Origin of the sequence: Stenotrophomonas sp. GD03930, from assembly GCF_029839665.1 — a bacterium.
Lineage (GTDB): Bacteria > Pseudomonadota > Gammaproteobacteria > Xanthomonadales > Xanthomonadaceae > Stenotrophomonas > Stenotrophomonas forensis.
The window spans coordinates 1,169,882-1,195,907 of the sequence record NZ_JAOCAV010000001.1 but is presented as its reverse complement, the minus strand read 5'-3'; the positions used below and the strand labels follow the sequence as shown (position 1 = coordinate 1,195,907).

Genomic DNA, 26,026 nt, shown 5'->3' with positions numbered 1-26,026 from the left:
GCAAATGGACATGTCCGCAATGCGGGTAGGGCTTGAAAAGTGTGAGCGGAGGCAAAGATATGTCTCAATTTCCGCGAACCTGACCTTGGGTCGGCGCGCTCGGACAGAATCGGCGTACAACCGTGGCTACCGGAATCTTCCGGGCAACCGGGGTACTGCAATGAAGAGGAAAACGTCGCGGCTGACAGTCGGCTTCGTCATGCTCCTGCTGTCGACGCAGGCATCTGCAGGGTTCAAGGCTGACGGAGCGGCAACAACGACGCGCCTGGACGACCAGCGACTGCAGCTGGAAAAGAGAACAGCGTCGATCACCGATCAGCGATCATTCGATGCGTATGCAAAGACATTCGGGGATACCGATACTTTTCCCCTTTACAAACTGACGCCTGCATCGCGCGCGCGCTTCACCGCATCGCTACGGTTCAATGACCTCGGACTGACCACTTTCGATTACTCCGATCTGGCACGGGAACTGGGGGCGGCCGATCTCCATCGCGTGCTGAAGCCGTTTGGGTTTGAGCATCTGGTGGCGGTCATGCCCGATGTCAGGGTCAATTCAGAGGAAGACCAGGCGGTTCTGCAGATACTGGACACCGCACGCAGCCTGCGTTGTGGTGTGGGAGAACACTGCAACGAGGCCGACTATCCCGGCTACAAGTGCATCTCGCACGCCACCTGCGAGGAATCGACGGCGCACATATGCACGTCCAACTGCTGATCACGGCCCTGCGGCGCCCACGCACCGTCACGCGTGGGTTGCTCCCGGTCGCCACCATGATGGCGGTGATCCTGTCCTTTCCCTGTGCTGCCGGCGAATCCCTGGAGGAGGGCCACGCCATCGTGCAGCAAACGTGGGAAAGCCTCTCGGGGCCGGATCATGACTGGCGCGAGCGCGGGGCACTGGTTGATCGTGCATTCGACACCAGTGTCCTGCCTCACACCGGTACGCTGTCCTCGCTGGCTGCATCTGACCTGCGGGTACTGCTGCGGGCGACCCACGCGGCCGCTGTGGCAAGCAAACAGCCGCGCTACTCGACCATTGCACTGCGCGTGGGCGTCGAGCTGCGCAGGCGAGGTGAGCTGCATCCTGCCGACGCACGCGCCGGAGCAGCCATTGCCATGCTGAGCCGTGATGCCACTGCGTTGACGCCCGTATCGCCGTGGCTGGCGGCGTTCAATGGTCGTCCCGTGCCGCGATTTCCCGATGTCATCAGGCCGCTCGAGTACTGGACTCCTGGTCCCGATGGCGAGCGCTTCAGCTCCGCTCAGGCTGACCTGGCGTCTTTGGACATCATCGTCATCGCGCATCCTGCCTGCGGCTTCACGCGGGCGGCCGCAGAAGCCGCCCGCACAGACCCCGAGCTGATGCGGGTGCTTTCCGGTCCACGCGCCCTGTGGCTGTCGCCACAGGATGGAACGCTCGATCCGCGCATCTTCAGGGATTGGAACGACCGTCATCCTGACCTGCCGATCCACATTGTGGCCCGTCAGTCCGGCTTTTCAGAGGTCGGCTACTGGGGAACACCCACGTTCTACATCCTGCGCGACGGCGGGGTCGCCGCGCGGGTGGTGGGCTGGCCACGCGGCGGCAACAAGGCGACGCTGACAAAGGCCATCGCCGATGCCGCCGTTCCGCGGCGCAGTCGGTAGCGCCGCGGAACCGCGAGCGCAGCGGCGATGTCTTACAGCGCGCTTTCCGGCCGCACCTTCAGCACCGCTTCCTCGGCCGCGCAGTCGCGGCTGGAATGCAGTCCGGCCTTGCGCGCATCCGCAATCTCCTTGCGTGCGGCCAGCAGATCCTTGTTGAACGCGGCGTTGGCATGCAGGCGCGCCACGGCGGCGGCGCCCATGAAACGCCCTTCGAGGATGTCGCTCTGCCAGTGCACATTGCACACCAGGCGGCTCTCACCGTAGTTGCGGCCTCGCGCCTGGATGGCGTCGGCGCGGTCCGGCGCGATCTCCGACAGGATCAGCGCCCAGGCCCAGCCGATGGAGGTATGGCCGGACGGATAGGAGCCGTTCTTGCGCAGCCCGGCTTCGTCGTCGGGCGTGCAGGTCGGCTCGCCGTTGACCATGAACGGGCGCGGACGCTGGTACTGGTTCTTGGCTGCCTTGGTGGCCGCGCTGGCATCGATGCGGCTGCGTTCCAGCAGACGGTACAGGGCCGGGGTTTTCACCGCGTCCACATCGATGTCGGCCGCGCAGGAGAACTGGTTGGCGCCGGCCGGGAAGCCGAGTTCGGCATCGCTCGTGGCCTGGGCGAAGCGCGGCGTGCCACGCAGGGCGCGGGCTTCGCGGCTGACCTGTTCGTCCAGTGCGCCGCCGGCCGAACCGGCGGCCGGCGGTGCCGGTACCAGGGCGATGCTGGCCGGCACGGCGGCCTTGTCCAGGTAACCCACCGTCTTGGTGGTGATGTTGGCTTCCACCGCAGTCGGCGCGGTGGCGGTGGATGCGCAACCGGCCAGCGACAGGGCAATGGCCAGGCCGAGCAGGGGGCGGGCGGGGAGGGTGGGCAACGACATGGGCAGGCTCGAGACAGAAAACACAGCGGCCATGATCGCAGCCCCTTCCGCCGCCCGCAGCGCCCATCGGTCATACGGCCAGACCCGGCATGGTGGCTCTGGGTAGTCATCATCCTGAAACAACATCATCCATCTTCGCCAATCTCCCGAATACGGGCGCAGCGCACGGACTTTCACGCGCATTCGCAGCCAGCATCGGCCCACAGCCGGGCCGGGGGGATCTGCTGACGAGGGAGAGATGCGATGCGCAGCACCGCAACAGGAAGTACCGCCCTGGCCCTGCTGTTGGGCCTGGCCTGCACCCCCGCCCAGGCCGCCGATGTCCATGGCGTGGCCTTCGTGCATGGCACCGGCGCACAGACCAATGCCACCCAGGACTACTGGCAGCCGGCGATCATCGACACCGTGCGCCAGGGCCTGCCCAACAGCAGCAACTACGTGGTCATCAACTGCGATTTCACCCAGTACATGTGGAAGCCGGAGGCCGCCGGCTGCCTGGCCAACCAGCTGACCAGCTTCATCGACAGCCGCGGCATCACCCAGCTGGTGGTGATCACCCATTCCAACGGCGGCAACGTGATGCGCTGGATCCTGTCCAACCCGACCTACGACAGCCGCTATCCGAAGATCATCCGCACGGTACGCAGGGTCAACGCGCTGGCACCGTCTTCGGCGGGCACGCCACTGGCCGATGCGGTGCTCAACGGCAACACCTTCGAAACCTCGCTGGGCTGGTTGCTGGGCTACAAGAACGACGCGGTGCGCCAGCAACAAGTGGCGAGCATGGCCACCTACAACGCGCAGAACCTGTACGGTACTGCCGGCCGCCCGGCATTGCCCAAACCCTTCCGCGCGATGGTCGGCAGTGATGTCGAATCGGCGGTGTGGGACAGCAACAGCTACTGCGGAGGCTATGCCGCCAATGTCGGCCTGGAGTTCACCCAGAACTGGCTGTCGTCCTGTTCCGATGGGTTCCTGGAGTGCAGCAGCCAGAAGGCCGCCGGCACCACCTGGTTCACCGACAAGGCGCGCACCCAGGGGGCAGAGCCGCTCAGCCACAATCAGAGCCGACGCGAGTGCTTCGGCCTCGGCACGATCCTGCGCAACGACCTGGCCCAGTGAGGAAGACGACCATGACGATCCATTCCACCCTGCTGGCCAGTGCTGTGCTGGCGGTGCTGTCCCTTTCCGCCGTGCAGGCCGCGCAGCCGCTGCAAGCCGCCCGCGCAGGCGATCAGGTGCCTGCCGCACTGGTGGCCGCGCCGCTGCCTGCTGATGAAAGCGAACACGCGCCGTTGTCGTTTGCCTGGGCGCTGGACCCGGCACAACCACTGCAGGCCGCCACGCCGTATGCCTCGGTCAGCCGCAGCTACTGGCAGCAGGTCGACGGCACGCAGCTGCAGCGCGGCCTGGCACTGCCGCTGACGGCGGCCGATGCGGTGATCCAGCTGAGCCCGGCCGAAGGTGCCCGCGCGCTGCCGGCCAGCACCCTGCAGGTACGCGACCCGGCCGGCCGCAGCAGCGTGGCCCGCAGTGTCGATGCACGCGCACTGCAGGACGCCGGCATGCCGGTGGGTGATGGCAGCAGCATGCTGCGTACCGGCGCGGCCAGCGCGGCCGGTGCCTACACGCTGCAGAGTGCACACGCGCAGGGCCGCTACGTGGTGCAGGTGCTGGAGCCGAACAGCCCGCTGCGGCTGGAGGTGCAGGCCAGCCAGGGGCAGGTGCTGGCCGGTGGCAATGTGCAGCTGCAGGCACGCCTGCTGGAAGACGGCGCCACCGCCGCGCAGCTGGCATCGCGGCGTGGCGGCCTGGGCGGCGAAGCCCTGCTGGTCGCGCCGGACGGCCGCAGCTGGCCGCAGCGCCTGTTGCGCACCACCGATGGCAGCCTGCGCGCGCAGGTGCGGATTCCGGCCGATGTCGGTAGCGTGCAGGGGCTATGGGAGCTGCAGGTGTTCGCCCAGGCCGACGGTGTGCTGCGCGATGGCAAGGTGGCCTTCGCGGTGGCGCGACCGACCGCGCGCTTCAGTGGCCAGGCGACGCCGGACCCGGCCAGCCGCCAGGTGGCGCTGCCGCTGCAGGTGGCCGCCGCCGGCCGCTACGAGGCGCGGGGCACGCTGTATGCCACTGCCCGCGATGGCCAGTTGAAGCCGGTGGCACAGGCACATGCGGCGGCGTGGTTCGATGGCCCGGGTGCTGGGCAGCTGGTGTTGCCGTTCGACCAGGCGGCATTGCCCGCGGGCTTCGGTGCGCCGTACGAACTGCGTGACCTGCAGCTGCAGGACCAGAGTCGGATGGCACCGATCGAGTCGCGCGCGCTGGCGTTGCAGTTCTGAGCAACGGTGTGGCGGGCCGGGATATCCGGCCCGCTGCATCGGCATCACGGCGGAGGACGCCATGACGAGGGGGTAGAGTCGACTGTTAGTCGACTGCCTTTCGCCTGGATCGCAAAGATCCCGCGCTGCGCGCGATAGTCGACCAACAGTCGACTCTACCGCCACCGGTTTCCGAGCCCGTCGCCTTACCCCGCGAATGCAGTCAACCGGCCTTCCTGCTCGCATACGGTGATCGCGCCGCCGAACACCGCCGACAGCGGTTCGTTGCGCAGCAGCTCGGCGCGGCTGCCATCGGCCAGTACGCGGCCATCGCGCAGCAGCACCACCCGCTCGATCTCGGGAATGATTTCTTCAATGTGGTGGGTCACCAGCACCAGGGTGATGCCCTGCTGCGCCAGCACCCGCATGGTTGCCACCAGCTGCTCGCGGGCGACCAGGTCCAGGCCGGTGGACGGCTCGTCCAGCAGCAGCGCCTGCGGCCGGTTGACCAGCGCGCGGGCGATCAGCACGCGGCGGGTCTCGCCGGCCGACAGCTCGGCATAGGCGCGTTCGCGCAGCGACAACGCGCCGGTCATCGCCAGCGTCTCGCCGACGCGTGTACGCATCTCGGCGGTCACTTCGCGGAAGGCGGGTACCACGTAGCTGGCGAAGAAGCCGGACAGCACCGCCTGTTCCACGGTCAGCCCGGGCATGTCGGCCAGGTTGCTGCTGAGGTCGCCGGTGACGATGCCCAGCTGCGAGCGCAGCCGGTCCACCTGCCAGCGGTTCTGGCCCAGCACCTTGACGGCGACCGAGCCGTCGCCCTGTGCCAGGGGGTACAGCTCGCGGGTGATCAGCTTGATGAAGGTCGACTTGCCGCAGCCGTTGGGGCCGAGCAGGGCGGTGTGCTGGCCCTGCGCGATGCGCAGGCTGAGCCCGTGCAGCACCTTCACCTGGCCGCGCACCACGGTGGCGCGGTCCAGTTCGATCAACGGGGGCAGTGCCGCAGCGGGCGCGGCGGCGGTCATGGCGCTGGCGCGTGGATCAAGGTTCGACAACTCGGGTCCCCAACTGTGAACGGTGCCACGGATGGCGGTGCAGATCACCGCCGCAGGGATGCAGTTTGCAACGCAAGCGCCCATGATGTCTGCCATCCCCGCACCGAACCGGAGCGCCGTCATGCCAGATGACCTGATGTCCCTGTTGACCGGTGGTGTGCTCGGCCTGGGGTGGTGGGCCATGTTGGCGGTCCTGCTGGTCTTCACCCAGATCACCATCTTCTCGGTGACCCTCTACCTGCACCGCAGCCAGGCCCACCGCGGGGTCGATTTCCACCCGGCGCTGGCCCACGTGTTCCGCTTCTGGCTGTGGCTGACCACCTCGATGATCACCCGCGAATGGGTGGCCATCCATCGCAAGCACCACGCCAAGGTGGAGACCGAGGACGATCCGCACAGCCCGGTCACCCGCGGCATCGGCAAGGTGTTCTGGCACGGCGTGGAGCTGTACCGCGAAGCGCGCGGCCAGCGCGCGGACATCGAGCAGTACGGGCGCGGCACCCCGGACGACGTGATCGAGCGCCGCCTGTATACCCCGCACGCCACGCTTGGCCCGGTGCTGCTGCTGGCGATCAATACCCTGTTGTTCGGCCTGCCCGGCGTGGCCCTGTGGGCGATCCAGATGGCATGGATTCCGTTCTGGGCGGCCGGCGTGGTCAACGGCCTGGGCCACTGGTGGGGCTACCGCAACTATGAATCGGCCGATACCTCCACCAACCTGACGCCGTGGGGCTTTTGGATCGGCGGCGAGGAACTGCACAACAACCACCATGCCTTCCCCAGCTCGGCGCGCTTTGCGATGCGGCGCTGGGAATTCGACATCGGCTGGAGTGCGATCCGCCTGCTGCAGGTGCTGCGCCTGGCCAAGGTGCTGCGGGTGGCGCCGGCCATGGACGTGCGCCCGAACATCGCCGTGCCTGATGCCGAAACCCTGAAGGCGCTGCTGTCGCACCGTTTCCAGGCGATGACCGATTACCAGCGCAATGTATTCATGCCGGCCCTGCGCGAGGAGGCCGCCCACGCCGGGGCCAAGCTGCGCCGCCTGCTGCCACGCCGGCTGCGCCGTGGCCTGGTCAACGACGGCCGCTGGCTGAAGCCGGACAGCCGTGCCCAGCTCAGCGAATGGGTGGCGCAGCGGCCGCGCATCCGCACGCTGGTCGAGTACCGCGGGCGATTGGCCGCGCTGCTGGAAGCCCGCGGCCACGATGCCGCCGAGCGCCTGCATCAACTGCAGGCCTGGTGCCGCGAGGCCGAGGAAAGCGGTATCGCGGCGTTGCAGGCCTACGCCGCGCGGCTGAAGGGCTACAGCCTGGTGGGCGCGTGAGGGCAGGGCTCGGGCTTCTGCTGGCTGCCCTGCTGCCGGGTGCTGCGCTGGCCCAGGTCACCGATACCGCCAGTTACCTGCGGCGGATGGACAGCGATGGCGACGGCAAGGTCAGTGAGGCCGAGTACGTGCAGTGGATGCTGTACGCCTTCGATCGCATGGACCGCAATGGCGATGGCGTGCTGAGCGCCGATGAGCTGCCCGGTGGCAAGGGCAGGGCGATCACCCGCGAGCAGCAGCGGCAGGTGATCGTGCAGCGCTTCCACACGCAGGATGCCAACGGCGACGGGTTCCTGGATGCGCGCGAGCTGGCCGCGCCGCCGCGCTGAGCACGCCTGCCGGCGCCCGGCCATGCCCGGCGCTGAGGCGTAGAATCTCGGCATGCCTGAACTGCCCGAAGTCGAAACCACCCGCCGCGGCCTGGCGCCGCACCTGCAGGGTCGCCGCGTGCATGGGGTGATCCTGCGCCGCGCCGACCTGCGCTGGCCGATTCCACCGGAAGTGGCCGAGCTGCTGCCGGGTCAGCGCATCGAGGACATCCGCCGGCGCGCAAAGTACCTGCTGCTGGACACCGCCATCGGCAGCGCGGTGCTGCACCTTGGCATGTCCGGCAGCCTGCGCGTGCTGCCCGGTGATACCCCGCTGCGTGCGCACGACCACGTCGACATCAGCCTCGACAATGGCCGCCTGCTGCGCTTCAACGACCCGCGCCGCTTCGGCAGCCTGCTGTGGCAGCCGGCCGGCGAGATCCACCCGCTGTTGCAGGGCTTGGGCCCGGAGCCGCTGGACGATGCCTTCGATGGCGATTACCTGTTCGCCCGCAGCCGTGGTCGCAGCGCGCCGGTGAAGACCTTCCTGATGGACCAGGCGGTGGTGGTGGGCGTGGGCAACATCTACGCTGCCGAAAGCCTGTTCAAGGCCGGCATCAGCCCGCTGCGCGAGGCGGGAAAGATTTCGCGCGAGCGCTACCAGCGGCTGGCCGACGCGGTGAAGGAGATCCTCGGGTATGCGATCACCCGTGGCGGTACCACCCTGCGCGATTTCATCAGCCCCGACGGCGCACCGGGCTACTTCGAGCAGGAGCTGCTGGTGTACGGCCGTGATGGGTTGCCCTGCCCGAACTGCGGCCGCGCGCTGAAGCACGCCACCATCGGCCAGCGTGCCAGCGTCTGGTGCAGCCACTGCCAGCGCTGAGCCGGGCGGCCAGCGGCAGCTGAACGGGCAGGGGCCGTCTCCGCTGCCCGTTAACGTTTGTCTGCCTATGATGGCCGACCTTCCTTCTGTGCCTGACGCGCCTGCATGCAACGACGCGACTTCATCCGCAATGCCTCCCTCGCCCTGGCTGCATTCGGCCTGCCGTCCCTGCCCGCATGCGCGGCCAGCAAGAGCGGCCAGATGGGCCTGCGCCGCCTCGGCCAGCCGCAGCCGTTCGACTTTGCCACCCTGAAGGGCCAGGCACGCGCGCTGGCACAGGCGCCCTACAAGAGCCACAAGCGGGTGCTGCCGGGCCGCCTGGAAGGCCTGGACTGGGACCAGTACCAGTCGATCGGCTACCGCCAGGACCACGCGCTGTGGGCGGACCAGCCAGGCAGGTTCCAGGCCAAGTTCTTCCATCTGGGCCTGTACTTCCACTCGCCGGTACGCATGTTCGATGTGGTCGACGGCAAGGCGCAGGAGCTGGCCTACGACGGCGCGGCGTTCAACTATGGCAAGAGCGGCATCAAGGATGGCGAACTGCCGGCCGACCTCGGCTTCGCCGGGTTCCGCCTCAACACACGCAAGGACACCGACCGCGACTTCGCCGCGTTCCTCGGCGCCAGCTACTTCCGCGCGGTGGGCAAGGAGGGCCAGTATGGCCAGTCCGCACGCGGCCTGGCGATCGACACCGGCATGGGCAAGCCGGAGGAATTCCCGGATTTCATCGCCTACTACCTGGAACAGCCGTCGGCCGATTCGGAGACGATCGTGGTCTATGGGCTGCTGGATTCGCCCAGCGTGGCCGGCGCCTATCGCTTCGCCATCACCAATGGCGACGTGCTGCTGATGGACATCGACAGCGCGCTGTACCCGCGCAAGGCCATCGAACGCCTGGGCATCGCACCGTGCACCAGCATGTACCAGGTGGGCGAGAACGACCGCCGCATGGGCTGGGACTGGCGCCCGGAAATCCACGATACCGACGGCCTGTCGCTGTGGACCGGTGCCGGTGAATGGATCTGGCGGCCGCTGCTGAACCCGCGCAACCTGCGTTTCAACATGTTCGTGGACCGCAACCCGCGCGGCTTCGGCCTGCTGCAGCGCGACCGCAACTTCGATCACTACCAGGACGATGGCGTGTTCTACGAGAAGCGCCCGTGCCTGTGGGTGGAGCCGAAGGGCGAGTGGGGCGAGGGCTCGGTGCAGCTGGTGGAGATTCCCACCGTGGACGAGACCTTCGACAACATCGTGGCATTCTGGAACCCGAAGGAAAAGCCGCAGCCGGGCCAGGAACTGCTGGTCGGCTACCGCCTGTACTGGGGCGCCGAACCGCCGGCACGGCCGCCGCTGGCGCACTGTGTCGCCAGCCGCACCGGCCTGGGCGGCGTGATCGGCAAGAAGCGCGAGTATTTCAGCTGGCGCTTCGCGGTGGACTTCGAAGGTGGCGAGCTGGCCTCGCTGATCGACAAGGCCGAGGTTGAAGCGGTGGTGGAAGCCAGCCGCGGCCGGGTCGAGATCGTGTCGGCACGGCCGCTGCGCGAGATCAACGGCTACCGCGCGATGTTCGACCTGGTGCCGCCGGAAGGCAGCACCGAGCAGATCGACATCCGCCTGTTCCTGCGCAGTGGTGGCAAGACCCTCACCGAGACCTGGCTGTACCAGTACACCCCGCCGCCGGCCGGTGCACCGGAGCGCACGCTGTACTGAGAGGGGGTGGTGGGTTCGCAGGGCTTGCAGCCCTGCACCTGCTGACGTCAACGTCAACGTCAAAAGCGGGCATTCCGTGGGATGGCGGGGTGGGTCCGGTTGAGGGGGACGGCGTAAATACGTCCATGTAGCCTCGGTCGCGCCATCCATGGCGCTCACGCCCCCTCAACCGGACCCACCCCGCCTTCGACAGTTTTGCGCGATCTGTTGGAACAGCTCGTGGGGGTCAGATCCGTTTTCCGAAGGAAAACGGATCTGACCCCGGAATTTCATTCGATATCTGACAGATGTGTCGACCAAGGTCGACACCTACCAACAGTCGCGAGGATCTGTCAGAGGTGGGGCGGTGTGGGCTTGCAGGACCGTTGGCGCCATGGATGGCGCCATCGAGCCCCCAGGGACGGGTTTACGGCGTGTCCTGCAAGCCCACACCGCCCCGCCATCCCACGGAATGCCAGCTTTCGCTGTTGCTGTTGCTGTTGCCGGCCAGCGGCCGGCACTACCGCAGGTGCAGGGCGCAGCCCTGCAAAAGCCCCCCTTACAGCGGCAGCGGCGCCTGCGCCGGGTCGATCCGCCCTTCACCGCGGGTGATCTTCTTGAACTCGGCGCGGCTGACCGACACGTAGCGGTCATTGCCGCCGATCTCCACCTGCGGGCCATCCTGTACCGCGTGGCCATGCTCGTCCACGCGCACGGTCATCGTCGCCTTCTTGCCGCTGTGGCAGATGGTCTTGATCTCCTGCATCTCGTCGGCCCAGGCCAGCAGGTACTGGCTGCCTTCGAACAGCTCGCCGCGGAAATCGGTGCGCAGGCCGTAGCACAGCACCGGAATGCGCAGCTGGTCGACCACTTCGCTGAGCTGCCAGACCTGGGCGCGGGTCAGGAACTGCGCCTCATCCACCAGCACGCAGCCCATCGGCCCGTTCGCCGCCAGATCCTGCTCGACCCAGCGCTGCAGGTCGGTATCGCGGTCGAAGGCCATGCCATCGGCGCGCAGGCCGATGCGCGAAGCGACCACGCCGGCGCCGGCACGATCGTCCAGGCGCGGGGTCAGGATCGCCACCCGCATGCCGCGCTCGCGGTAGTTGTGCGCGCTCTGCAGCAGGGTGGTGGTCTTGCCGGCGTTCATCGCCGAATAGTAGAAGTAGAGCTTGGCCATCGACGGATTGTACGCCGCAGCCCCGGTCCGCCGAAGCCGTTCAGCAACCCCACCGGCGGCCGGCTGTGGTCGTCACCCGGCCCCGCTACAATCCTGTCCCCATGCACGGTCTCAATCCCCCCCAAGCCGCCGCCGTCCTGCACATCGAAGGTCCGTTGCTGGTGCTCGCCGGCGCGGGCAGCGGCAAGACCCGCGTGATCGTGGAAAAGATCGCCCACCTGATCGGCTGTGGCCGCTATCCGGCGCGCCGCATCGCGGCGATCACCTTCACCAACAAGTCGGCCAAGGAAATGCGCGAGCGCGTGGCCAAGCGCCTGCGCGAGCAGGATGCCGACGAGGTGACGATCTGTACCTTCCATGCGCTGGGCCTGAAGTTCCTGCAGATCGAGCACGCTGCGGTGGGCCTGAAGCGCGGCTTCTCGATCTTCGATGCCGACGATGCCGCGGCGCAGATCAAGGACCTGATGTACGGGGCCAAGCCCGACGACATCGAGGACATGAAGAACCTGGTGTCGCGCGCGAAGAACTCCGGCCTGTCGCCCGAGCAGGCGATGGCCGCCGCACGCAGCAACCGCGAGAAGGAAGCGGCCAGCGTCTACGAGCGCTACCAGCTGCGCCTGACCGCGTTCAACGCGGTCGACTTCGACGACCTGATCCGCCTGCCGGTGCAGATCCTGGAAGAAAATCCGGAGATCGCGCTGGCCTGGCGCGAGCGCATCGGCTACCTGCTGGTGGACGAATGCCAGGACACCAACGACGCGCAGTACCGCCTGCTCAAGCAGCTGGCCGGCGACAAGGGCAACTTCACCTGCGTGGGTGACGATGACCAGTCGATCTACGCCTGGCGCGGCGCCAACCCGGAAAACCTGCAGCAGATGGGGCGCGATTACCCCGCGCTGGAGATCATCAAGCTGGAGCAGAACTACCGTTGCTCCAACCGCGTGCTGCGCGCGGCCAATGCGCTGATCGCCAACAACCCGCACGAGCACCTGAAGAAGCTGTGGAGCGACCAGGCCGACGGCGAGCGCATCCGCGTGTGGGAATGCCGCAACAGCGAGCACGAAGCCGAAAAGGTCGCGGCCGAGATCGCCTTCGTGGCGCAGTCGCGCAATGTGCCGTGGAGTGATTTCTGCATCCTGTTCCGCGGCAACTTCCAGTCGCGTCCGTTGGAAAAGGCGATGCAGCTGCTGCGCATCCCGTACCACCTGACCGGCGGCACCATGTTCCTGGAGCGCCAGGAAGTGAAGGACACGCTGGCCTGGCTGCGCCTGCTGGTGAACCCGGACGACGACACCGCGTTCATGCGCGCGGTGCAGTCGCCCAAGCGCGACGTCGGCGCCGGCACGCTGGCCAAGCTGGCCGAACTGGCACAGGAAAAGGACATGCCGATGGCGCAGGCCGCCGAGGCGATCGGTGCCCTGCAGCAGCTGCCGCCGCGTGCGGCCAACAGCCTGGCGCGCTTCACCGACATCCTGCGCGACCTGCGTGCGCAGACCCGGCAGGTCACCTCCGGTGACATGATCCGCAAGGTCGCCAAGGAGTCCGGCCTGCTCAGCGAGCTGCGCCAGCAGGCCAAGGAAGAGGCCAGCTACCAGCGCCGCGCCAACAACATCGAGGAACTGGCGCAGTGGTTCGAGGGCGGCCCGCGCGGGGCCACCGCCGCCGACCTGGCCGGACAGCTGGCGCTGCTGTCGCGCAGCGACAAGGACGAGGGCGGCAACCAGGTGCGGATGATGACCATGCATGCTTCCAAGGGCCTGGAATTCCCGTACGTGTTCATCGTCGGCTGCGAGGACGGCGTGCTGCCGCACCAGGTCAGCCTGGACGAGGGCAACCTGCAGGAAGAGCGGCGCCTGCTGTACGTGGGCATCACCCGCGCCAAGATCCAGCTGTGGATGAGCTACAGCAAATTGACGCGCAAGTTCGGCGAGCACGTGCGGCTGAAGCCGAGCCGGTTCTTCGAGGAGATCCCGGCCGAGGAGATCCAGCGCGATGGTGCGGACCCGGTGGCGGATGCGGCGCGCAAGAAGGAGCGGGCGAGTGCGGGGTTGGCGGCGATCGAGGCGCTGTTCGATTGATCGGCGAACGGCGCAGCCCCTCGTGGTTGGCGCCGTTCGCATTACATCTGTGGTTGGCCGGGTAGATGGGCTGCGCAGGGGACGCTGCAAGTACGTCCCTGTAAGCTCGGTCGCCGCATCCATGCGGCTCACGCCCCTGCGCAACCCATCTACCCGGCCCTGGACAGGTTCCGTGCGCGCCAGCCACGGAAAAGAAAAAAGAAGATCAAAGGCCACGGCAACAGCCGGGCGTTGAGGCAGAATCGGGGTTTCGGCTGGAGGTCTGCGCGTGCATCCCATCGAAAGTGAACGCCTGCGTCTGCGTGCGATCGAGCCCGACCGCGATGCGGCGCCGATGCTGGCGCTGTTGAATGATCCGGGCTTCGTGCGCTTCATCGGCGACCGCAACGTGCACAGCGAGGAACAGGCGCGCGAGTACATTGCGCTGCGCGTGCTGCACAGCTATGCGTTGAACGGGTTCGGCATGTATGCCATCGAGCGCCTGGCCGACGGTGCCTGGCTGGGCAATGCCGGGCTGGTGCGGCGCGATGGCCTGCCGGGGCCGGATATCGGCTATGCGGTGCTGTCGGAATTCGCCGGGCAGGGCTATGCCGGGGAGGCGGCGCGGGCGGTGTTCGCCTACGCGCGTGGCGAACTGGGCCTGCACGATCTGTATGGCATCACCGATCTGGACAACGTTGCGTCCGGGAAGATCCTGCTGGGCCTGGGAATGCAGGAACGCGGGGTGATCCAGCTGCCGGGCGTTGAAACACCCAGCCGGTTGTTCGCCACGCCAGGCGCGGCCGAAGTTTGATTGTGGTGGGTGCCGACCGTGGGTCGGCACCGCATCGGCAGGACATCCGGTAGTGCCGGCCGCTGGCCGGCATCACGGTGAACCTGGGTTGCCGGCCAGCGGCCGGCACTACCGCATGTGGACGTTCAGCCGCGCAGTTCGGCCAGCTGCGCCTGCAGTTCGGCCACGGCCGCTTCCAGCTGGGCCACGCGCTCGGCCAGGCCGGGGTCGGCCGCGTCGCTGCTGCCACCGCCGCTGCTGGCGTACTTCGCTGCCAGGGCTGCACCGTCCACTTCACCGCACAGCAGGTGCATGTAGCGGTCCTCGCGCTGGCCGCTGGCGCGCGGCAGCACCACCAGCAGGGCGCGCTGCTGCAGGCGCTCGATGGCGTGGCGGGCTTCGTCCACGTCGGCGAAGCGGTACAGGCGCTCGCTGCGCGTGACCAGTTCGCCCAGGGTCTGCGGCCCGCGCAGCAGCAGCATCGCCAGCAGCACGGTCTGCTGCCGGGTCAGGTCCAGCGCGGCCTGCAGGCGGTGCTCGTAGCGGTCGGCCCGTGAGGAGAAGTGCTGGCGGGCCAGGCCCATCGTCTCCAGCTGGCGCAGGGCGTGCTGCACGCTGCCGGCATCGACGTTCATCACCGGCTCGCGGGCGGTCTTCTGGTTGGCGGCCGACTGCGCGGCATTGACCGTCAGCGGGTAGGTGTCCGGGGTGGTCGCCTCCTTTTCCACCAGGCAGCCCAGCAGGCGGGCCTGCACGGCGTCGAGCAGGGGAACGTCGGGGGTCTGGGCGGAATCGGTCATGGCGGCCTCCGGAAGGGCAACGGGTCAACCGCCAAGCATAGCCGTCCCGGCGGCGGCTTTGCCGGTAAAATGCGCCGGTATATCTGATTGCCGGTGAACCCATGCGTCGTCCCGTTTCCCTGTCCCTGACCCTGCTCGCCACCGCGGCGCTGGGCCTGTCTGCCTGCAAGCGCGTGGATGCGCCTGCCGCCGAAGCCGCTACTCCGGAGGCCCCGGCCGCCGCTGCCAAGGCGGAGGGTGCGCTTGATGCCACCGCCAACGACAATCTCAATGCCGTGCTGTGGATGCAGCGCGCGCAGGAGTACAAGGCGATCACCGAGCAGACCTACCGTGCCGCCGCCGACCACCTGGACGCGGCGCTGAAGGAAGCCCACTGGGACGCACTGGTGCCGGAGGAGCGCGGCAACGAGGCCAAGGGCCTGAAGCCGGCCGTGGTACTGGACGTGGATGAGACCGTGCTGGACAACTCGCCCTACCAGGCGCGCCTGGTGCGCGACGGCAAGGAGTACGACGAGCTGACCTGGGACCAGTGGGTGGCCGAGAAGAAGGCCAAGGCCATTCCCGGCGTGGTCGATTTCGCCAAGGCCGCCAACGCCAAGGGCGTGACCCTGCTGTACATCTCCAACCGCGCCGTGCACCTGAAGGACGCGACCCTGGCCAACCTGCGCGAGCAGGGCCTGCCGGTGGCCGACGACAGCGTGTTCCTCGGCCTGGGCACCGTGGTGCCGGGCTGCGAGCAGAACGGCAGCGAGAAGAACTGCCGCCGCCGCCTGGCCGGGCAGCAGTACCGCGTGCTGATGCAGTTCGGCGACCAGCTGGGTGACTTCGTGGAAGTGACCGCCAACACCAACGACGGCCGTGACGCGCTGCTGCAGCAGTACCACGACTGGTTCGGCGAGCGTTGGTGGATGCTGCCGAACCCGACCTACGGCGGCTTTGAGCCGGCGCAGTTCAACAACGACTACAGCCAGTCGCGCCAGGCCCGCCACGACGCCAAGCGCGCCGCGCTGGACTACGCACCGTGAGCCGCGCGCCGCTGCCGCTGCGCGATGACGAGCGCCTGATCTTCGCGCTGGACGTGCCCGACCGCGTGCAGGCACTGGAGTGGGTGGATCGCCTCGGCGACAGCGTGGCGTTCTACAAGATCGGCATGGAGCTGCTGGCCTCGGGCGAGTACTTCCAGGTGCTCGACGAGCTGGCACGACGCGACAAGCGCGTGTTCGTCGACCTGAAGTTCTTCGACATCCCGGCCACCGCTGCGGCGGTGATCAAGCGGTTGTCGCAGTGGCCGGTCAGCTACGCGACCATCCATGGCTGGCATCCGGCAATGATGGAGGCCTGCGCGGCCGCCAACAGCAGCGACATGCGCCTGCTGGCGGTGACCGTGCTGACTTCGATGGGCCGCCCGGACCTGGCGCAGATGGGCATCGACCGCGAGCCGGTGGACGTGGTGGTCGAGCGTGCGCTGGCGGCGCAGGCGGCGGGCATCGATGGCGTGATCGCGTCGGGCCAGGAAGCCGGCCCGATCCGTGCCGCCACCGGCGCCGGGTTCTCGATCGTCTGCCCGGGCATCCGTCCTGGCGGCCCGGTCGGCGATGACCAGAAGCGCACCGTCGGCGTGGCCCAGGCCTTCGCCGATGGCGCCGATGCGATCGTGGTTGGCCGTCCGATACGCCTGGCCACCGATCCGCAGGCCGCGGCACGGGCGATCCAGCAGGAAATCGCGTCGGCTCTGGCTGCACGCTGAGCCTTCGGAATACGCCGGTCACAACGGCACTACGAACGCCATCGCGACCCGTGCGCGATGGCGTTCGCATTTGTGCGGCCGCCACTGACGCAGGCAGCACAAGGCGCGGAAACTGTGCGCGCGTTCGCCCTGTGGGGATCATCACTGCTTCCCAATCGATGCACCGGCACGGACCGCGGCCGCGCCGGTTCCAACCATCGATAGAGGAGTACAGGGATCATGTATCGCAGCACCTCTTTGTTCATCGGCCTGTTGCTGGCCGCGTCCGCCGCACCCGTCATCGCCGCACCGCAGGTGCGCGAGGCACCGCGCATCATCGGCGGCGAAGCCGCCCAACCGGGCGAGTACCCGTTCATGGTCAGCATCCAGGGCGTCTTCGACGGCGACTCGGACCATGACCGCCATTTCTGCGGCGGAACGCTCATTTCACCGTCGTGGGTACTGACCGCCGCGCATTGCCTGCAGGGCGAGAATCCGACCGGCCTGGCGGTGCTGGCCGGCCAGGCCACGCTCTCCACCGAGGCCGCGTCGCGCGCCTCCAACGTCAAGGCGATCCACGTCCACCCGGCATTCAACAGCGGCAACTCGCTGGAGCACGACGTGGCCCTGATCCAGCTCAGCGCGCCGCTGGCCGATGCACAGCCGGTCGCCCTGCGGCTGCGGCCCGATGCAAGCTATCTCAAGCCGGGACGCGAATTCACCGTGATCGGCTGGGGCGACACCGACATCGGCGATGGCCGGGTCTATCCCACCCAGCTGCAGACGGTGCAGGTGCCGTTCGTGCCGTTCAATGAATGCCAGCAGGCCTACGGCGGTGATCTGTCGCGCGGCAAGGTGATCTGTGCCGGCCGCGAGGGCATCGACAGCTGCCAGGGCGATTCCGGCGGTCCGCTGCTGCTGCGACTGCGCGAGGGCTGGACCCAGTTCGGCGTGGTCAGCTGGGGCGAGGGCTGCGCGCTGGCCGGCTATCCCGGCGTTTATGCCCGAATCGCCGAAAAACACGCCGTAGATTTCATTGAGGCTGTCTGGCAGCGTGATTGATTCAATAAAATCAAATAGATATATCGTATTACGTGAAGTGTTGCCTTAACTTGCAGGGCAGCGTAGGATCGCCGCCATCCGGTCCCTGGACCGGACATGTGCCACAACACTGTCCTCCGGCCCCGTGCCGGCTTGAAGAGCCTGTGATCCCCGTGATCCCGGCTCTTTTTTTATGGTTTTCAATCACTTGTATCGCCGTTGGCGGAAACCGTGACGTCCCGGCTTGCCGCTGTCACGTCGCAGGCCGCAAGATGCGGACCGGTCCGGGGAGTCCGAATGCATGAGCGTGGCGGTGCGAGGAAGGTCTGCGCGTGGATGGGGGCTGGCGGCCATGCTGCTGCTGGCCGTGGCGGCGTGCCGCGAGTCTGGCAACGCCCCGGCCAAGCCGGCGGCCGAGCCGGTGGCTGCGGTGCAGGCGATGGCGTTGCGGCTGGCCGAAGACGATCTGGTCGGTTACGCCAGGCTGTCGGTGCCGCCCAGCCAGTACCAGCGCCTGCAGCAGGCCTGGACCGAGGGCCACAGCCAGTGGCCGCTGACCGAGCTGCCGTTGGGTGACCAGCTGCTGCCGATGCTGGCCGCCCTGCGCAAGCCCAATGCCAGCACCGAACTGCAGCGCAGCTTCGACCGCCAGCTGGCCGGCCAGGCCGGTGCGGTGCGCCAGGCCGCGCAGTCGATGGGCAACTTCGGCGTGCAGTACCTGCGCCACCAGAAGGGCTACACCCCCGGTCAGCAGGCGCACTACATTGCCCTGGTCGAGACCCTGGCGGTCTGGGCGCAGGGCGCACCGATCAGCGACCGCGCCCGTGCGCGCAGCACCATCGCCGCGCTGGTCGGTGCGGCCGGCAAGGTTGGCTTCGATGACGAGGCCGGCCTGCAGGCCGCGGGCATGGAAGGCAGCCTGCAGCAGCTGGCACCGTTCATCCATACCCTCAAGGCCGTGCTGGGCAGCTACGGGCTGGGCGTGGACGAAGCCCTGCGCAGTGTGCGTGGCGAACTGCTGTCGGTGGAAGGTGACAACGCGCTGGTGCGCCTGCACTACGACCTGGCGGGCCGCGAGATGAGCCTGCAGCTGCCGCTGAGCCGGCGCGAGGGCCATTGGTACCTGACCCGCACCCTGGCCGACACCGACGCGCTGCTGCGCAAGGCCGACGCGGCCCGTGCCGACGCGGCGCCGGCCCCGGCCGAAGTCCCCGCCGAGGGCGGGGAAGCGGCAACGCCACCGCCTAAGCCATAATGGCGCCGATGTCGAAACAGAACCCGCTGCCGTTCCCCGGCGAAGAATCCCCGTCGACGCCCGCCGATACGGTGCCGGCGTCCCCCTCGACCGGTACCGGCCCGAACCCGGTACCGCCGCCCGCGCACGCGCGTTCGGCCGGCCGCCGCCCGCTGTGGGCGCGCCTGCTCGGTCGCCTGGTGGAGCCGTGGCTGTCGCTGAAGATCGAACCGGAAGACCCCGGCCAGTACAACGATGGCCGCCCGGTCATGTATGTGCTGGAAGACTACGGCCTGTCGAATGCGCTGATCCTGGACAAGGCCTGCCGCCAGGCCGGGCTGCCGTCGCCGCTGGTGCCGCTGGCCGGTGACCCGACCGGCCGCAAGCGCGCCTACCTGGCGCTGTCGCGACGCAGCTCCAGCAATTCGCTGATCCCCGAGCAGCGTGGCGCCAAGACCCACTCCGATTCGCTGGCCAAGGTGCTGCAGGCACATCGCGTGCGCGATGACCTGGACGTGCACCTGGTGCCGGTGTCGATCTTCGTCGGCCGCGCGCCGGACAAGCAGAGCGGCTGGTTCGCCGTGCTGTTCTCGGAAAACTGGGCACTGGTCGGCCGCTTCCGCCGCCTGTTGGCGGTGCTGCTCAACGGCCGCAGCACCATCGTCCGCTTTGCCCCGCCGATCTCGCTGCGCAGCACCGTGGACGAAGGCCTGGAGCCGGAGCGCACGGTGCGCAAGCTGCAGCGCGTGCTGCGCACCCATTTCCGCCGCATCCGTGAATCGGTGATCGGCCCCGACCTGTCGACCCGGCGCCTGCTGGTCGACCAGGTGCTGGCGGCCGAACCGGTGCGCGAAGCGATCGCCGCACAGGCCAAGCGCGACAATTCGAAGCCGGCCGATGCCTGGAAGAAGGCGCACGCCTACGCCTGGGAAATCGCTGCGGACTATTCCAGCCCGGTGGTGCGTTCGGCCAGCTTCATGCTCAGCCACGTGTGGAACCGCATCTACGCCGGCGTGCTGGTGCATCACCTGGACAAGTTCAAGGCGGCCGCGCCGGGCCACGAAGTGGTGTACGTGCCCAGCCACCGCAGCCACATGGACTACCTGCTGCTGTCCTACCTGCTGTACGACCGTGGCATCGTGCCGCCGCACATCGTGGCCGGCATCAACCTGAACCTGCCGGTGGTCGGCACCCTGCTGCGCAAGGGGGGCGCGTTCTTCATCCGCCGCTCGATCCGTGGCAACGCGCTGTACTCGGCGGTGCTCAGCGAATACGTCGCGCAGCTGGTGGCCGGTGGCTACTCGCTGGAGTACTTCGTCGAAGGCGGCCGCTCGCGTACCGGGCGCCTGCTGCAGCCCAAGGGCGGCATGATCTCGATGACGCTGCGCGCGTTCCTGCGCCAGCCGCGCAAGCCGGTGCTGTTCCAGCCCATCTACATCGGCTACGAGAAACTGATGGAAGGCGGCAGCTACCTGGACGAACTGTCCGGCCGGCCGAAGGAAAAGGAATCGATCTGGTCGCTGCTGTGGGGCATCCCCAAGGTGCTCAAGCAGAACTATGGTCAGGTGGTGGTGAACTTCGGCGAGCCGATCGCGCTGAACGAAGTGCTGGCCGAGAAGGCGCCGGAGTGGAAAGGCGAGGCGGTGTCCGAGGACGAGAAGCCGGCCTGGCTGTCGACCACGGTGGACACGCTGGCCGAGCGCATCCAGGTGCGCATCAACGGTGCCGCCGACGTCAACCCGATCAACCTGCTGGCGCTGGCCCTGCTGTCCACGCCCAAGCATGCAATGGGCGAGGCCGACCTGATCGCGCAGATCGAGCTGTGCAAGACGCTGCTGGTCGAGATGCCGTATTCGGACCGGGTGACGGTGACTCCGCACTCGCCGGAGCGGATCATCGCCCATGCCGAGGAAATCAACGTCCTCACCCGCATCAAGCACCCGCTGGGCGACGTGCTCAGCGTCAGCGGCGATACCGCGGTGCTGCTGAGCTACTTCCGCAACAACGTGGTGCACCTGTTCACCGCCTCCTCGTGGGTGGCCTGCTGCTTCCAGAACAACCGCCGCATGAGCCGTACCGGGCTGGTCCAGCTGGGCCGCACGGTGTACCCGTTCCTGCAGGCCGAGCTGTTCCTGCCGTGGAGCGAGGACGAGTTCGCCCAGCGTATCGACCGGACCATCGATGTGTTCGTGCGCGAAGGCCTGCTGCAGAACGTCAACGATGACGACGGCGGCATCCTGGCGCGCAACACCGGGCAGACCGACGAGGTGTTCCGCCTGCGTGCGATCGGCCATTCGCTGCAGCAGGCGTTCGAGCGCTACTACATCGCCATTTCGGTGCTGGTGAAGAACGGCCCCGGCGTCCTTGGCGCGGCCGAGCTGGAAAGCCTGTGCCAGCAGGCGGCGCAGCGGCTGAGCCTGCTGTATGCACCGGCGGCACCGGAGTTCTTCGACAAGTCCCTGTTCCGCGGCTTCATCCAGAAGCTGCGCGAACTGCGCCTGGTGTGGCCGGACGAGAACAGCAAGCTGCTGTTCGACGAACGCCTGGATGCCTGGGCCAAGGATGCCAAGTTCATCCTCGGCCGCGAGCTGCGCCACACCATCGAGCGGGTCAGCCCGGAAGCGGCACGCCCCGACGAGGCTGCGCCGCAGGATTGAACTGAATCCTTGTGGTGGGTGTGGACCTTGGTCCACACACATTCCAGTCGTGCCAACCAAGGTTGGCACCCACCAGAGCAGGAGGCCAACCAAGGTTGGCACCCACCAAAGCAGTAGGCCAACCAGGGTTGGCCCCCACCCGAGCCCGGCGTCAGGCCGGTTCGTCGGGAATCTGCAGGCTTTCCAGCCTGGCGATGCAGTCCTTCAGCTGCAGCTTGCGACGCTTCAGGCGCTTGGACTCCAGCTCGTCCTCGCCGTTGGCAGCCATGCGGGTGATCTGTTCATCCAGCAGGCGGTGCTCGGCGCGCAGGGCGGCGAGGTGCTCGACGATCTCGGCGGGGCTGTAGGTGTCCACAGCCTCCGAGCATACACAGCGATGATGACTGCCGGGAGAGGGGAGCCCCTCGGCCCGGCCGCGGCGGCTCCGAGCCGTTAGAATGGAGCCATGAGTGCCGTGATCTCCCTTCCCGATCCCCCGCCCCGCGCCGCCCGCGATCCGCGCGTGGCCGAGCGCGAGCAGCACAAGCTGGCCAAGCGCCTGCGCCGCCAGGTGGGCGAGGCGATTGCCGACTTCGGCATGATCGAGGCCGATGACAAGGTCATGGTCTGCCTGTCCGGTGGCAAGGACAGCTACACCCTGCTGGACGTACTGCTGCAGCTGCAGAAGAAGGCGCCGGTGCCGTTCGAGCTGGTGGCGGTGAACCTGGACCAGAAGCAGCCGGACTTCCCCGAGCACGTGCTGCCGGAGTACCTGGCCGGGCTGGGCGTGCCGTACCACATCATCGAGCAGGACACCTATTCGGTGGTCAGCCGGGTCATTCCGGAAGGCAAGACCATGTGTTCGCTGTGCTCGCGCCTGCGTCGTGGCGCGCTGTACAACTACGCCGAGACCCACGGCTTCACCAAGATCGCGCTGGGCCATCACCGCGACGACATGGTGGCCACGTTCTTCATGAACCTGTTCCACCACGCCAAGCTGTCGGGCATGCCGCCGAAGCTGCGCAGCGACGACGGCAGGCACGTGGTGATCCGGCCGCTGGCGTACGTGCGCGAGAGCGACATCGTCGACTACGCGCAGGCGCGCCAGTTCCCGATCATTCCCTGCAACCTGTGCGGCAGCCAGGAGAACCTGCAGCGCCGCCAGGTCGGCCTGATGCTCAGGCAATGGGAGAAGGACCACCCGGGCCGCATCGAGCAGATCGCGCGTGCCATGGGCGAAGTGCGGCCCTCGCAGCTGGCCGATACCACCCTGTTCGACTTCATGGCGCTGGGCCGTCGCGACGACGCGCCGCTGCCCGACGCCCATGCCTGGCTGGCCGGCTCCCCGGCCGACGCCGACGCAGATCCCGAGACGCCCACCGTTTAAGGTCGGTCGCCCTTCCTCTTTGCCATCCGGAATTCCATGTTCTTTCGCAACCTGACGTTCTTCCGTTTCCCGACTGCCACCGATTTTTCCGAAGTCGACACCCTGCTGCCGCACGCCCTGCTGAAGCCGGTCGGCGCGCTGGAAATGAATTCGCGCGGCTTCATCTCGCCGTTCGGCCGCGAGGAGAAGGAACTGCTCTCCCACCGCATCGCCGAACATCTGTGGCTGACCGTGGGCGGTGAGGACAAGATCCTGCCGGCGGCGGTGGTCAACGACCTGCTCGAGCGCAAGCTGGAGGAGATCGAGGAAAAGGAAGGCCGTCGCCCGGGCGGGCGCGAGCGCAAGCGCATGAAGGACGACCTGCTGCATGAACTGCTGCCGCGCGCCTTCGTGAAGTCCTCGCGCAATGACGCCTTCATCGACCTGCAGCACGGTTATGTCGCGGTGGATACCTCCAGCCGCAAGACCGGCGAATACTTCATGTCCGACATCCGCGGCCTGCTCGGCAGCTTCCCGGCGATGCCGCTGAACGCCGAAGTCGCGCCGCGCTCGATCCTGACCGGCTGGATTGCCGGCGAGCCGCTGCCGACCGGGCTGAGCCTGGGCGAAGAGTGCGAGATGAAGGACCCGGTGGAGGGCGGTGCGGTGGTCAAGTGCCAGCACCAGGAACTGCGCTGCGACGAGATCGACAAGCACCTGGACGCCGGCAAGCAGGTGACCAAGCTGGCGCTGATCTTCGAAGACAACCTGTCGTTCGTGATCGGCGACGACCTGATCGTGCGCAAGCTGAAGTTCCTCGATGGCGCCCTGGACCAGCTGGAGCATGCCGACGAAGACGGCCGCCGCGCCGAATTCGACGCCCGCTTCGCCCTGCAGAGCGCCGAGATCCGCCGCCTGTTCCTGTTGCTGGAAGAAGCCTTCAAGCTCAGCAAGGCTGACTGAACAGGCACTGCGTGGGTCGCCGGTCATCCAGCGGCCCGAAGCGGCGCTATGCTGGCGTCATGAGCCGCCTGTTGCGCCGCCTGATCTCACCCGCTCCGCCCGCCACCGTGCAGCGTGACACCGTCCGCCTGCGCCTGGAGGATGCCGAGATCGAGGTGCTGCGCGTGCGCGACCCGCGTGCGCGGCGCATCAAACTGAGCGTGGACGAGCGCGGCGCGCGCCTGACCCTGCCGCCGCGGGCAAGCCTGGTGATGGGCGAACGCTTCCTGGAACAGCACCGCGACTGGCTGGCGCTGCAGCTGCGCCAGTACCAGGGGCACGGCCTGCCGGCGCCGCTGCAGCCGGGCGAAGACGGTGTGCTGCCGTTGCGCGGCGAACTGTTGCCGCTGCGCTGGCAGGAAGGTCGCTATGCGCGCCTGGAGATCGACGAGCACGGCGCCTGCGTGCAATGGCCGAGCCGTGGCGGCGATGCCACCCTGCGCCGCCTGCTGCGCGAGTTCTACGAAGCCCAGACCCGTGCCGACGTCGGCCGCTGGCTGCCGAAGTACCTGCCCTCCCTGCCACGCGCACCCAGCCGCCTGCGGCTGAAGGTGATGTCCTCGCAATGGGGCTCGCTGGCGCCGGACGGCAGCATGGCGCTGGACCTTGCGCTGGTGCTGGGGCGCCCGGAAGCGTTCGAGTACGTGCTGGTGCACGAACTCTGCCACCTGATCCAGCCGAACCACTCACCGGCGTTCTGGCATGAAGTGGAACAACGCTTCCCCGCCTGGCGCGAACAGCGCGACTACTTCCAACTGGAAGGGCGCAGACTGAAGGCCATGCTACGCCAGCTGTTGTAGAGCCGAGCCGATGCTTGGCCAACGCGCGCAGCGCGGGGTTCCAGTCATCACGTTGAAGAGCAGCCGAGCATGGCGATGCCGGTCGTCCTGACCGGCACCCTTCGGGCCGTCGCAAGCGACGTTGGCAGCGGCTCCTGCCGCTACCTTCGGCTCTACAGAAAAGCGCGCGACCCGCTCCTGCTCTTCTTTCTTTCTTCCGTGGCTGGCACGCACGGAAACTGTCTGAGGCCGGGCGGGTGAGCCATGCAGCGTCCCCTGCATGGCTCACCCGCCCGGCCAAGCACGGCTTTGCCTTCAGATACCGCCAGCCACGAGGGGCTCAGCCGTTGGCCGAAACCTCCATCACCCCGCCCGCAGCGCCGCCGCCGTCGCCCAGCGTGCCGCCACCCGCGGCGCGGTGATGCACACCGCCAGGTCGGTCACCGTGGTCACCGCCCGCTCCAGCAGCTGGATGTCCGCCTCGTGCTGGCGCGCCACGTGTGGGTCCTCGAAGAAGATCGCGCGCTGGCAGCGGCCTTCCAGTACGCGGTCGGCAATCTGCGCATCGCCGCCCATCGGGCCGCTCTGGTAGCGCGTCACCCAGGGCGTGTCACTGGGCCAGCCGCGGCTCCAGGCCAGTTCATTCAAGCGCTGCCCGGTGGTGCCCGTCGCCACGCGTTCGCCGAATCGTGCCAGTACCGCGAAGTGCTCGTCGGCGAAGGCCAGCATCGCCGGCTTCATCGCATCGTGGGCGATCAGCGCCAACGTATGCCCTTCGAAGCCGTGCAGGTCATCGGCGCCGGCGTCTGCATCCAGGCCCGCATGGATACGCTCCACCTCCACCCAGTCGCGCGCAGTGGCCACGGTCGAAATGAACGGCTTGCCGTGGATCACGCACTGTCGCTTCAGTGCAGTGGCTTCCGGAAACACGGACGACGGATCGACCGGGTCGATCAGATAGATCGCACCATCCAGCGTCCGCTCCGGGCCCATGCCGACCACCTCGGCCACCAGCTTCATCAGGCCGCCTTCGCGTCCGTAGGGATAGCGGTGCAGGCCGTCGTACCCGGCCAGGAATCCCTGCCGCCCGATCGCGTCATGGGTGCGGCCGACCGCGTGCAGCGATACGCCGAGTTCACGCAGTCCGGACTCACTGGCACGCAACCAGCGGAACAGGGCCGCCCGCGCGTCGTGGTGGTGGAGACGGTTGGCAGCCAGGCCGATGCGCATCGAAAGCTCCGCAGGTACGGGTGAAAGCGGCAGTGTATGTCGGCATTCGCCCTGCCGGATGCTTTTGCAACTTTCTTCAT

Annotated in this window: 24 protein-coding genes; 18 read left to right on the top strand and 6 right to left on the bottom strand. The window is 67.7% G+C overall.

Going from position 1 to position 26,026, the window contains the following annotated elements; translation table 11 throughout:
- Positions 1 to 160: 160 nt before the first annotated feature.
- Both N5C18_RS05440 and N5C18_RS05435 read left to right on the top strand, forming a co-directional pair.
- A complete protein-coding gene (locus N5C18_RS05440; RefSeq protein ID WP_053508024.1) occupies positions 161 to 718 on the top strand; it encodes a hypothetical protein in 558 nt (185 codons plus the stop codon).
- Positions 700 to 1,650, top strand: coding sequence for a hypothetical protein (locus N5C18_RS05435; protein WP_204275162.1), 951 nt, complete (start codon positions 700 to 702; stop codon positions 1,648 to 1,650). Before N5C18_RS05440 ends, N5C18_RS05435 begins: the two co-directional genes overlap by 19 nt.
- A gap of 32 nt (positions 1,651 to 1,682) precedes the next feature.
- Here the strand turns inward: N5C18_RS05435 and N5C18_RS05430 are convergent, their stop codons facing one another.
- Positions 1,683 to 2,522, bottom strand: coding sequence for a phosphatase PAP2 family protein (locus N5C18_RS05430; RefSeq protein WP_279934977.1), 840 nt, complete (start codon positions 2,520 to 2,522; stop codon positions 1,683 to 1,685).
- A 243-nt stretch (positions 2,523 to 2,765) separates the two neighbouring features.
- On the opposite strand from N5C18_RS05430, the gene N5C18_RS05425 reads away from it, so the two are divergent.
- Together N5C18_RS05425 and N5C18_RS05420 are read left to right on the top strand one after the other, a co-directional pair.
- Entirely contained in the window at positions 2,766 to 3,644 is an 879-nt protein-coding gene (locus tag N5C18_RS05425; RefSeq protein ID WP_279944008.1) for a hypothetical protein, read from the top strand.
- Positions 3,645 to 3,655: 11 nt separating this feature from the next.
- Entirely contained in the window at positions 3,656 to 4,858 is a 1,203-nt protein-coding gene (locus N5C18_RS05420; protein WP_279944007.1) for a DUF4785 domain-containing protein, read from the top strand.
- Between the two features lie 185 nt (positions 4,859 to 5,043).
- Here N5C18_RS05420 and N5C18_RS05415 read toward each other — a convergent pair whose 3' ends face one another.
- A complete protein-coding gene (locus tag N5C18_RS05415; RefSeq protein ID WP_279944006.1) occupies positions 5,044 to 5,865 on the bottom strand; it encodes an ATP-binding cassette domain-containing protein in 822 nt (273 codons plus the stop codon).
- Between the two features lie 151 nt (positions 5,866 to 6,016).
- On the opposite strand from N5C18_RS05415, the gene N5C18_RS05410 reads away from it, so the two are divergent.
- From N5C18_RS05410 to N5C18_RS05395, 4 genes are all read left to right on the top strand, one after another.
- On the top strand, positions 6,017 to 7,219 hold the full coding sequence (locus N5C18_RS05410; RefSeq protein WP_279944005.1) for a fatty acid desaturase: 1,203 nt from the start codon (positions 6,017 to 6,019) through the stop codon (positions 7,217 to 7,219).
- Entirely contained in the window at positions 7,216 to 7,548 is a 333-nt protein-coding gene (locus N5C18_RS05405; protein WP_279944004.1) for an EF-hand domain-containing protein, read from the top strand. Before N5C18_RS05410 ends, N5C18_RS05405 begins: the two co-directional genes overlap by 4 nt.
- A gap of 52 nt (positions 7,549 to 7,600) precedes the next feature.
- Positions 7,601 to 8,413 (top strand): bifunctional DNA-formamidopyrimidine glycosylase/DNA-(apurinic or apyrimidinic site) lyase, encoded by an 813-nt coding sequence (gene mutM, locus N5C18_RS05400; protein ID WP_005421105.1) that lies wholly within the window; start codon positions 7,601 to 7,603, stop codon positions 8,411 to 8,413.
- 105 nt (positions 8,414 to 8,518) lie between these two features.
- Positions 8,519 to 10,123 carry a glucan biosynthesis protein D gene (locus N5C18_RS05395; protein WP_164242955.1) on the top strand — a complete coding sequence of 535 codons (1,605 nt, stop codon included), beginning with the start codon at positions 8,519 to 8,521 and terminating at the stop codon, positions 10,121 to 10,123.
- Positions 10,124 to 10,661: 538 nt separating this feature from the next.
- Here the strand turns inward: N5C18_RS05395 and N5C18_RS05390 are convergent.
- The gene (locus N5C18_RS05390; RefSeq protein ID WP_008264720.1) at positions 10,662 to 11,282 is read right to left on the bottom strand and encodes a thymidine kinase; all 621 of its coding nucleotides are present in this window, start codon (positions 11,280 to 11,282) and stop codon (positions 10,662 to 10,664) included.
- Positions 11,283 to 11,383: 101 nt separating this feature from the next.
- Between N5C18_RS05390 and N5C18_RS05385 the strand changes: the two genes are divergently transcribed.
- Together N5C18_RS05385 and N5C18_RS05380 are read left to right on the top strand one after the other, a co-directional pair.
- Positions 11,384 to 13,360, top strand: a complete 1,977-nt coding sequence (locus N5C18_RS05385; protein ID WP_053511286.1) for a UvrD-helicase domain-containing protein — start codon at positions 11,384 to 11,386, stop codon at positions 13,358 to 13,360.
- 268 nt (positions 13,361 to 13,628) lie between these two features.
- Positions 13,629 to 14,153 (top strand): GNAT family N-acetyltransferase, encoded by a 525-nt coding sequence (locus N5C18_RS05380; RefSeq protein WP_279944003.1) that lies wholly within the window; start codon positions 13,629 to 13,631, stop codon positions 14,151 to 14,153.
- 125 nt (positions 14,154 to 14,278) lie between these two features.
- Here N5C18_RS05380 and N5C18_RS05375 read toward each other — a convergent pair whose 3' ends face one another.
- Positions 14,279 to 14,932, bottom strand: coding sequence for a DUF480 domain-containing protein (locus tag N5C18_RS05375; protein WP_279944002.1), 654 nt, complete (start codon positions 14,930 to 14,932; stop codon positions 14,279 to 14,281).
- 101 nt (positions 14,933 to 15,033) lie between these two features.
- Here N5C18_RS05375 and N5C18_RS05370 point away from each other — a divergent pair, with 101 nt between their 5' ends.
- The 5 genes from N5C18_RS05370 to plsB all read left to right on the top strand — a co-directional run bounded on the left by N5C18_RS05370 (position 15,034) and on the right by plsB (position 21,590).
- Positions 15,034 to 15,957, top strand: a complete 924-nt coding sequence (locus N5C18_RS05370; protein ID WP_279944001.1) for a 5'-nucleotidase, lipoprotein e(P4) family — start codon at positions 15,034 to 15,036, stop codon at positions 15,955 to 15,957.
- Positions 15,954 to 16,679: an orotidine-5'-phosphate decarboxylase gene (gene pyrF, locus N5C18_RS05365; RefSeq protein ID WP_053511292.1), complete on the top strand. Its 726-nt coding sequence runs from the start codon at positions 15,954 to 15,956 to the stop codon at positions 16,677 to 16,679. The genes N5C18_RS05370 and pyrF overlap by 4 nt, the downstream gene beginning before the upstream one ends.
- A gap of 219 nt (positions 16,680 to 16,898) precedes the next feature.
- Entirely contained in the window at positions 16,899 to 17,720 is an 822-nt protein-coding gene (locus N5C18_RS05360) for a serine protease (RefSeq protein WP_164241517.1), read from the top strand.
- A 280-nt stretch (positions 17,721 to 18,000) separates the two neighbouring features.
- Complete coding sequence (locus tag N5C18_RS05355; protein WP_164087305.1) at positions 18,001 to 18,954, top strand: hypothetical protein; 954 nt, start codon at positions 18,001 to 18,003, stop codon at positions 18,952 to 18,954.
- Entirely contained in the window at positions 18,954 to 21,590 is a 2,637-nt protein-coding gene (gene plsB, locus N5C18_RS05350; protein ID WP_053511295.1) for a glycerol-3-phosphate 1-O-acyltransferase PlsB, read from the top strand. Before N5C18_RS05355 ends, plsB begins: the two co-directional genes overlap by 1 nt.
- Before the next feature lie 151 nt (positions 21,591 to 21,741).
- Here plsB and N5C18_RS05345 read toward each other — a convergent pair whose 3' ends face one another.
- On the bottom strand, positions 21,742 to 21,945 hold the full coding sequence (locus tag N5C18_RS05345; RefSeq protein ID WP_004153435.1) for a YdcH family protein: 204 nt from the start codon (positions 21,943 to 21,945) through the stop codon (positions 21,742 to 21,744).
- A gap of 90 nt (positions 21,946 to 22,035) precedes the next feature.
- On the opposite strand from N5C18_RS05345, the gene ttcA reads away from it, so the two are divergent.
- The 3 genes from ttcA to N5C18_RS05330 are packed head-to-tail and all read left to right on the top strand — an operon-like array spanning position 22,036 to position 24,737.
- A complete protein-coding gene (gene ttcA, locus N5C18_RS05340; RefSeq protein ID WP_279944000.1) occupies positions 22,036 to 22,956 on the top strand; it encodes a tRNA 2-thiocytidine(32) synthetase TtcA in 921 nt (306 codons plus the stop codon).
- 36 nt (positions 22,957 to 22,992) lie between these two features.
- Entirely contained in the window at positions 22,993 to 23,898 is a 906-nt protein-coding gene (locus N5C18_RS05335) for a recombination-associated protein RdgC (protein WP_004153441.1), read from the top strand.
- 59 nt (positions 23,899 to 23,957) lie between these two features.
- Complete coding sequence (locus N5C18_RS05330) at positions 23,958 to 24,737, top strand: SprT family zinc-dependent metalloprotease (protein ID WP_053511297.1); 780 nt, start codon at positions 23,958 to 23,960, stop codon at positions 24,735 to 24,737.
- A 342-nt stretch (positions 24,738 to 25,079) separates the two neighbouring features.
- On the opposite strand, the gene N5C18_RS05325 is transcribed toward N5C18_RS05330, so the two are convergent.
- Positions 25,080 to 25,946: a methylglyoxal synthase gene (locus N5C18_RS05325; RefSeq protein ID WP_279943999.1), complete on the bottom strand. Its 867-nt coding sequence runs from the start codon at positions 25,944 to 25,946 to the stop codon at positions 25,080 to 25,082.
- Positions 25,947 to 26,026: the final 80 nt, after the last annotated feature.

Bases quoted from the DNA above. Each gene is read 5' to 3' on its own strand.
- N5C18_RS05425 (WP_279944008.1), top strand. From the start codon at position 2,766: ATGCGCAGCACCGCAACAGGAAGTACCGCCCTGGCCCTGCTGTTGGGC.
- mutM (WP_005421105.1), top strand. From the start codon at position 7,601: ATGCCTGAACTGCCCGAAGTCGAAACCACCCGCCGCGGCCTGGCGCCG.
- N5C18_RS05385 (WP_053511286.1), top strand. From the start codon at position 11,384: ATGCACGGTCTCAATCCCCCCCAAGCCGCCGCCGTCCTGCACATCGAA.
- N5C18_RS05415 (WP_279944006.1), bottom strand. From the start codon at position 5,865: ATGACCGCCGCCGCGCCCGCTGCGGCACTGCCCCCGTTGATCGAACTG.
- ttcA (WP_279944000.1), top strand. From the start codon at position 22,036: ATGAGTGCCGTGATCTCCCTTCCCGATCCCCCGCCCCGCGCCGCCCGC.
- N5C18_RS05395 (WP_164242955.1), top strand. From the start codon at position 8,519: ATGCAACGACGCGACTTCATCCGCAATGCCTCCCTCGCCCTGGCTGCA.
- N5C18_RS05420 (WP_279944007.1), top strand. From the start codon at position 3,656: ATGACGATCCATTCCACCCTGCTGGCCAGTGCTGTGCTGGCGGTGCTG.
- N5C18_RS05360 (WP_164241517.1), top strand. From the start codon at position 16,899: ATGTATCGCAGCACCTCTTTGTTCATCGGCCTGTTGCTGGCCGCGTCC.
- N5C18_RS05330 (WP_053511297.1), top strand. From the start codon at position 23,958: ATGAGCCGCCTGTTGCGCCGCCTGATCTCACCCGCTCCGCCCGCCACC.
- N5C18_RS05390 (WP_008264720.1), bottom strand. From the start codon at position 11,282: ATGGCCAAGCTCTACTTCTACTATTCGGCGATGAACGCCGGCAAGACC.
- N5C18_RS05430 (WP_279934977.1), bottom strand. From the start codon at position 2,522: ATGTCGTTGCCCACCCTCCCCGCCCGCCCCCTGCTCGGCCTGGCCATT.
- N5C18_RS05355 (WP_164087305.1), top strand. From the start codon at position 18,001: ATGAGCGTGGCGGTGCGAGGAAGGTCTGCGCGTGGATGGGGGCTGGCG.
- N5C18_RS05375 (WP_279944002.1), bottom strand. From the start codon at position 14,932: ATGACCGATTCCGCCCAGACCCCCGACGTTCCCCTGCTCGACGCCGTG.
- N5C18_RS05410 (WP_279944005.1), top strand. From the start codon at position 6,017: ATGCCAGATGACCTGATGTCCCTGTTGACCGGTGGTGTGCTCGGCCTG.
- N5C18_RS05435 (WP_204275162.1), top strand. From the start codon at position 700: ATGCACGTCCAACTGCTGATCACGGCCCTGCGGCGCCCACGCACCGTC.
- N5C18_RS05335 (WP_004153441.1), top strand. From the start codon at position 22,993: ATGTTCTTTCGCAACCTGACGTTCTTCCGTTTCCCGACTGCCACCGAT.
- N5C18_RS05325 (WP_279943999.1), bottom strand. From the start codon at position 25,946: ATGCGCATCGGCCTGGCTGCCAACCGTCTCCACCACCACGACGCGCGG.
- plsB (WP_053511295.1), top strand. From the start codon at position 18,954: ATGGCGCCGATGTCGAAACAGAACCCGCTGCCGTTCCCCGGCGAAGAA.
- N5C18_RS05440 (WP_053508024.1), top strand. From the start codon at position 161: ATGAAGAGGAAAACGTCGCGGCTGACAGTCGGCTTCGTCATGCTCCTG.
- N5C18_RS05370 (WP_279944001.1), top strand. From the start codon at position 15,034: ATGCGTCGTCCCGTTTCCCTGTCCCTGACCCTGCTCGCCACCGCGGCG.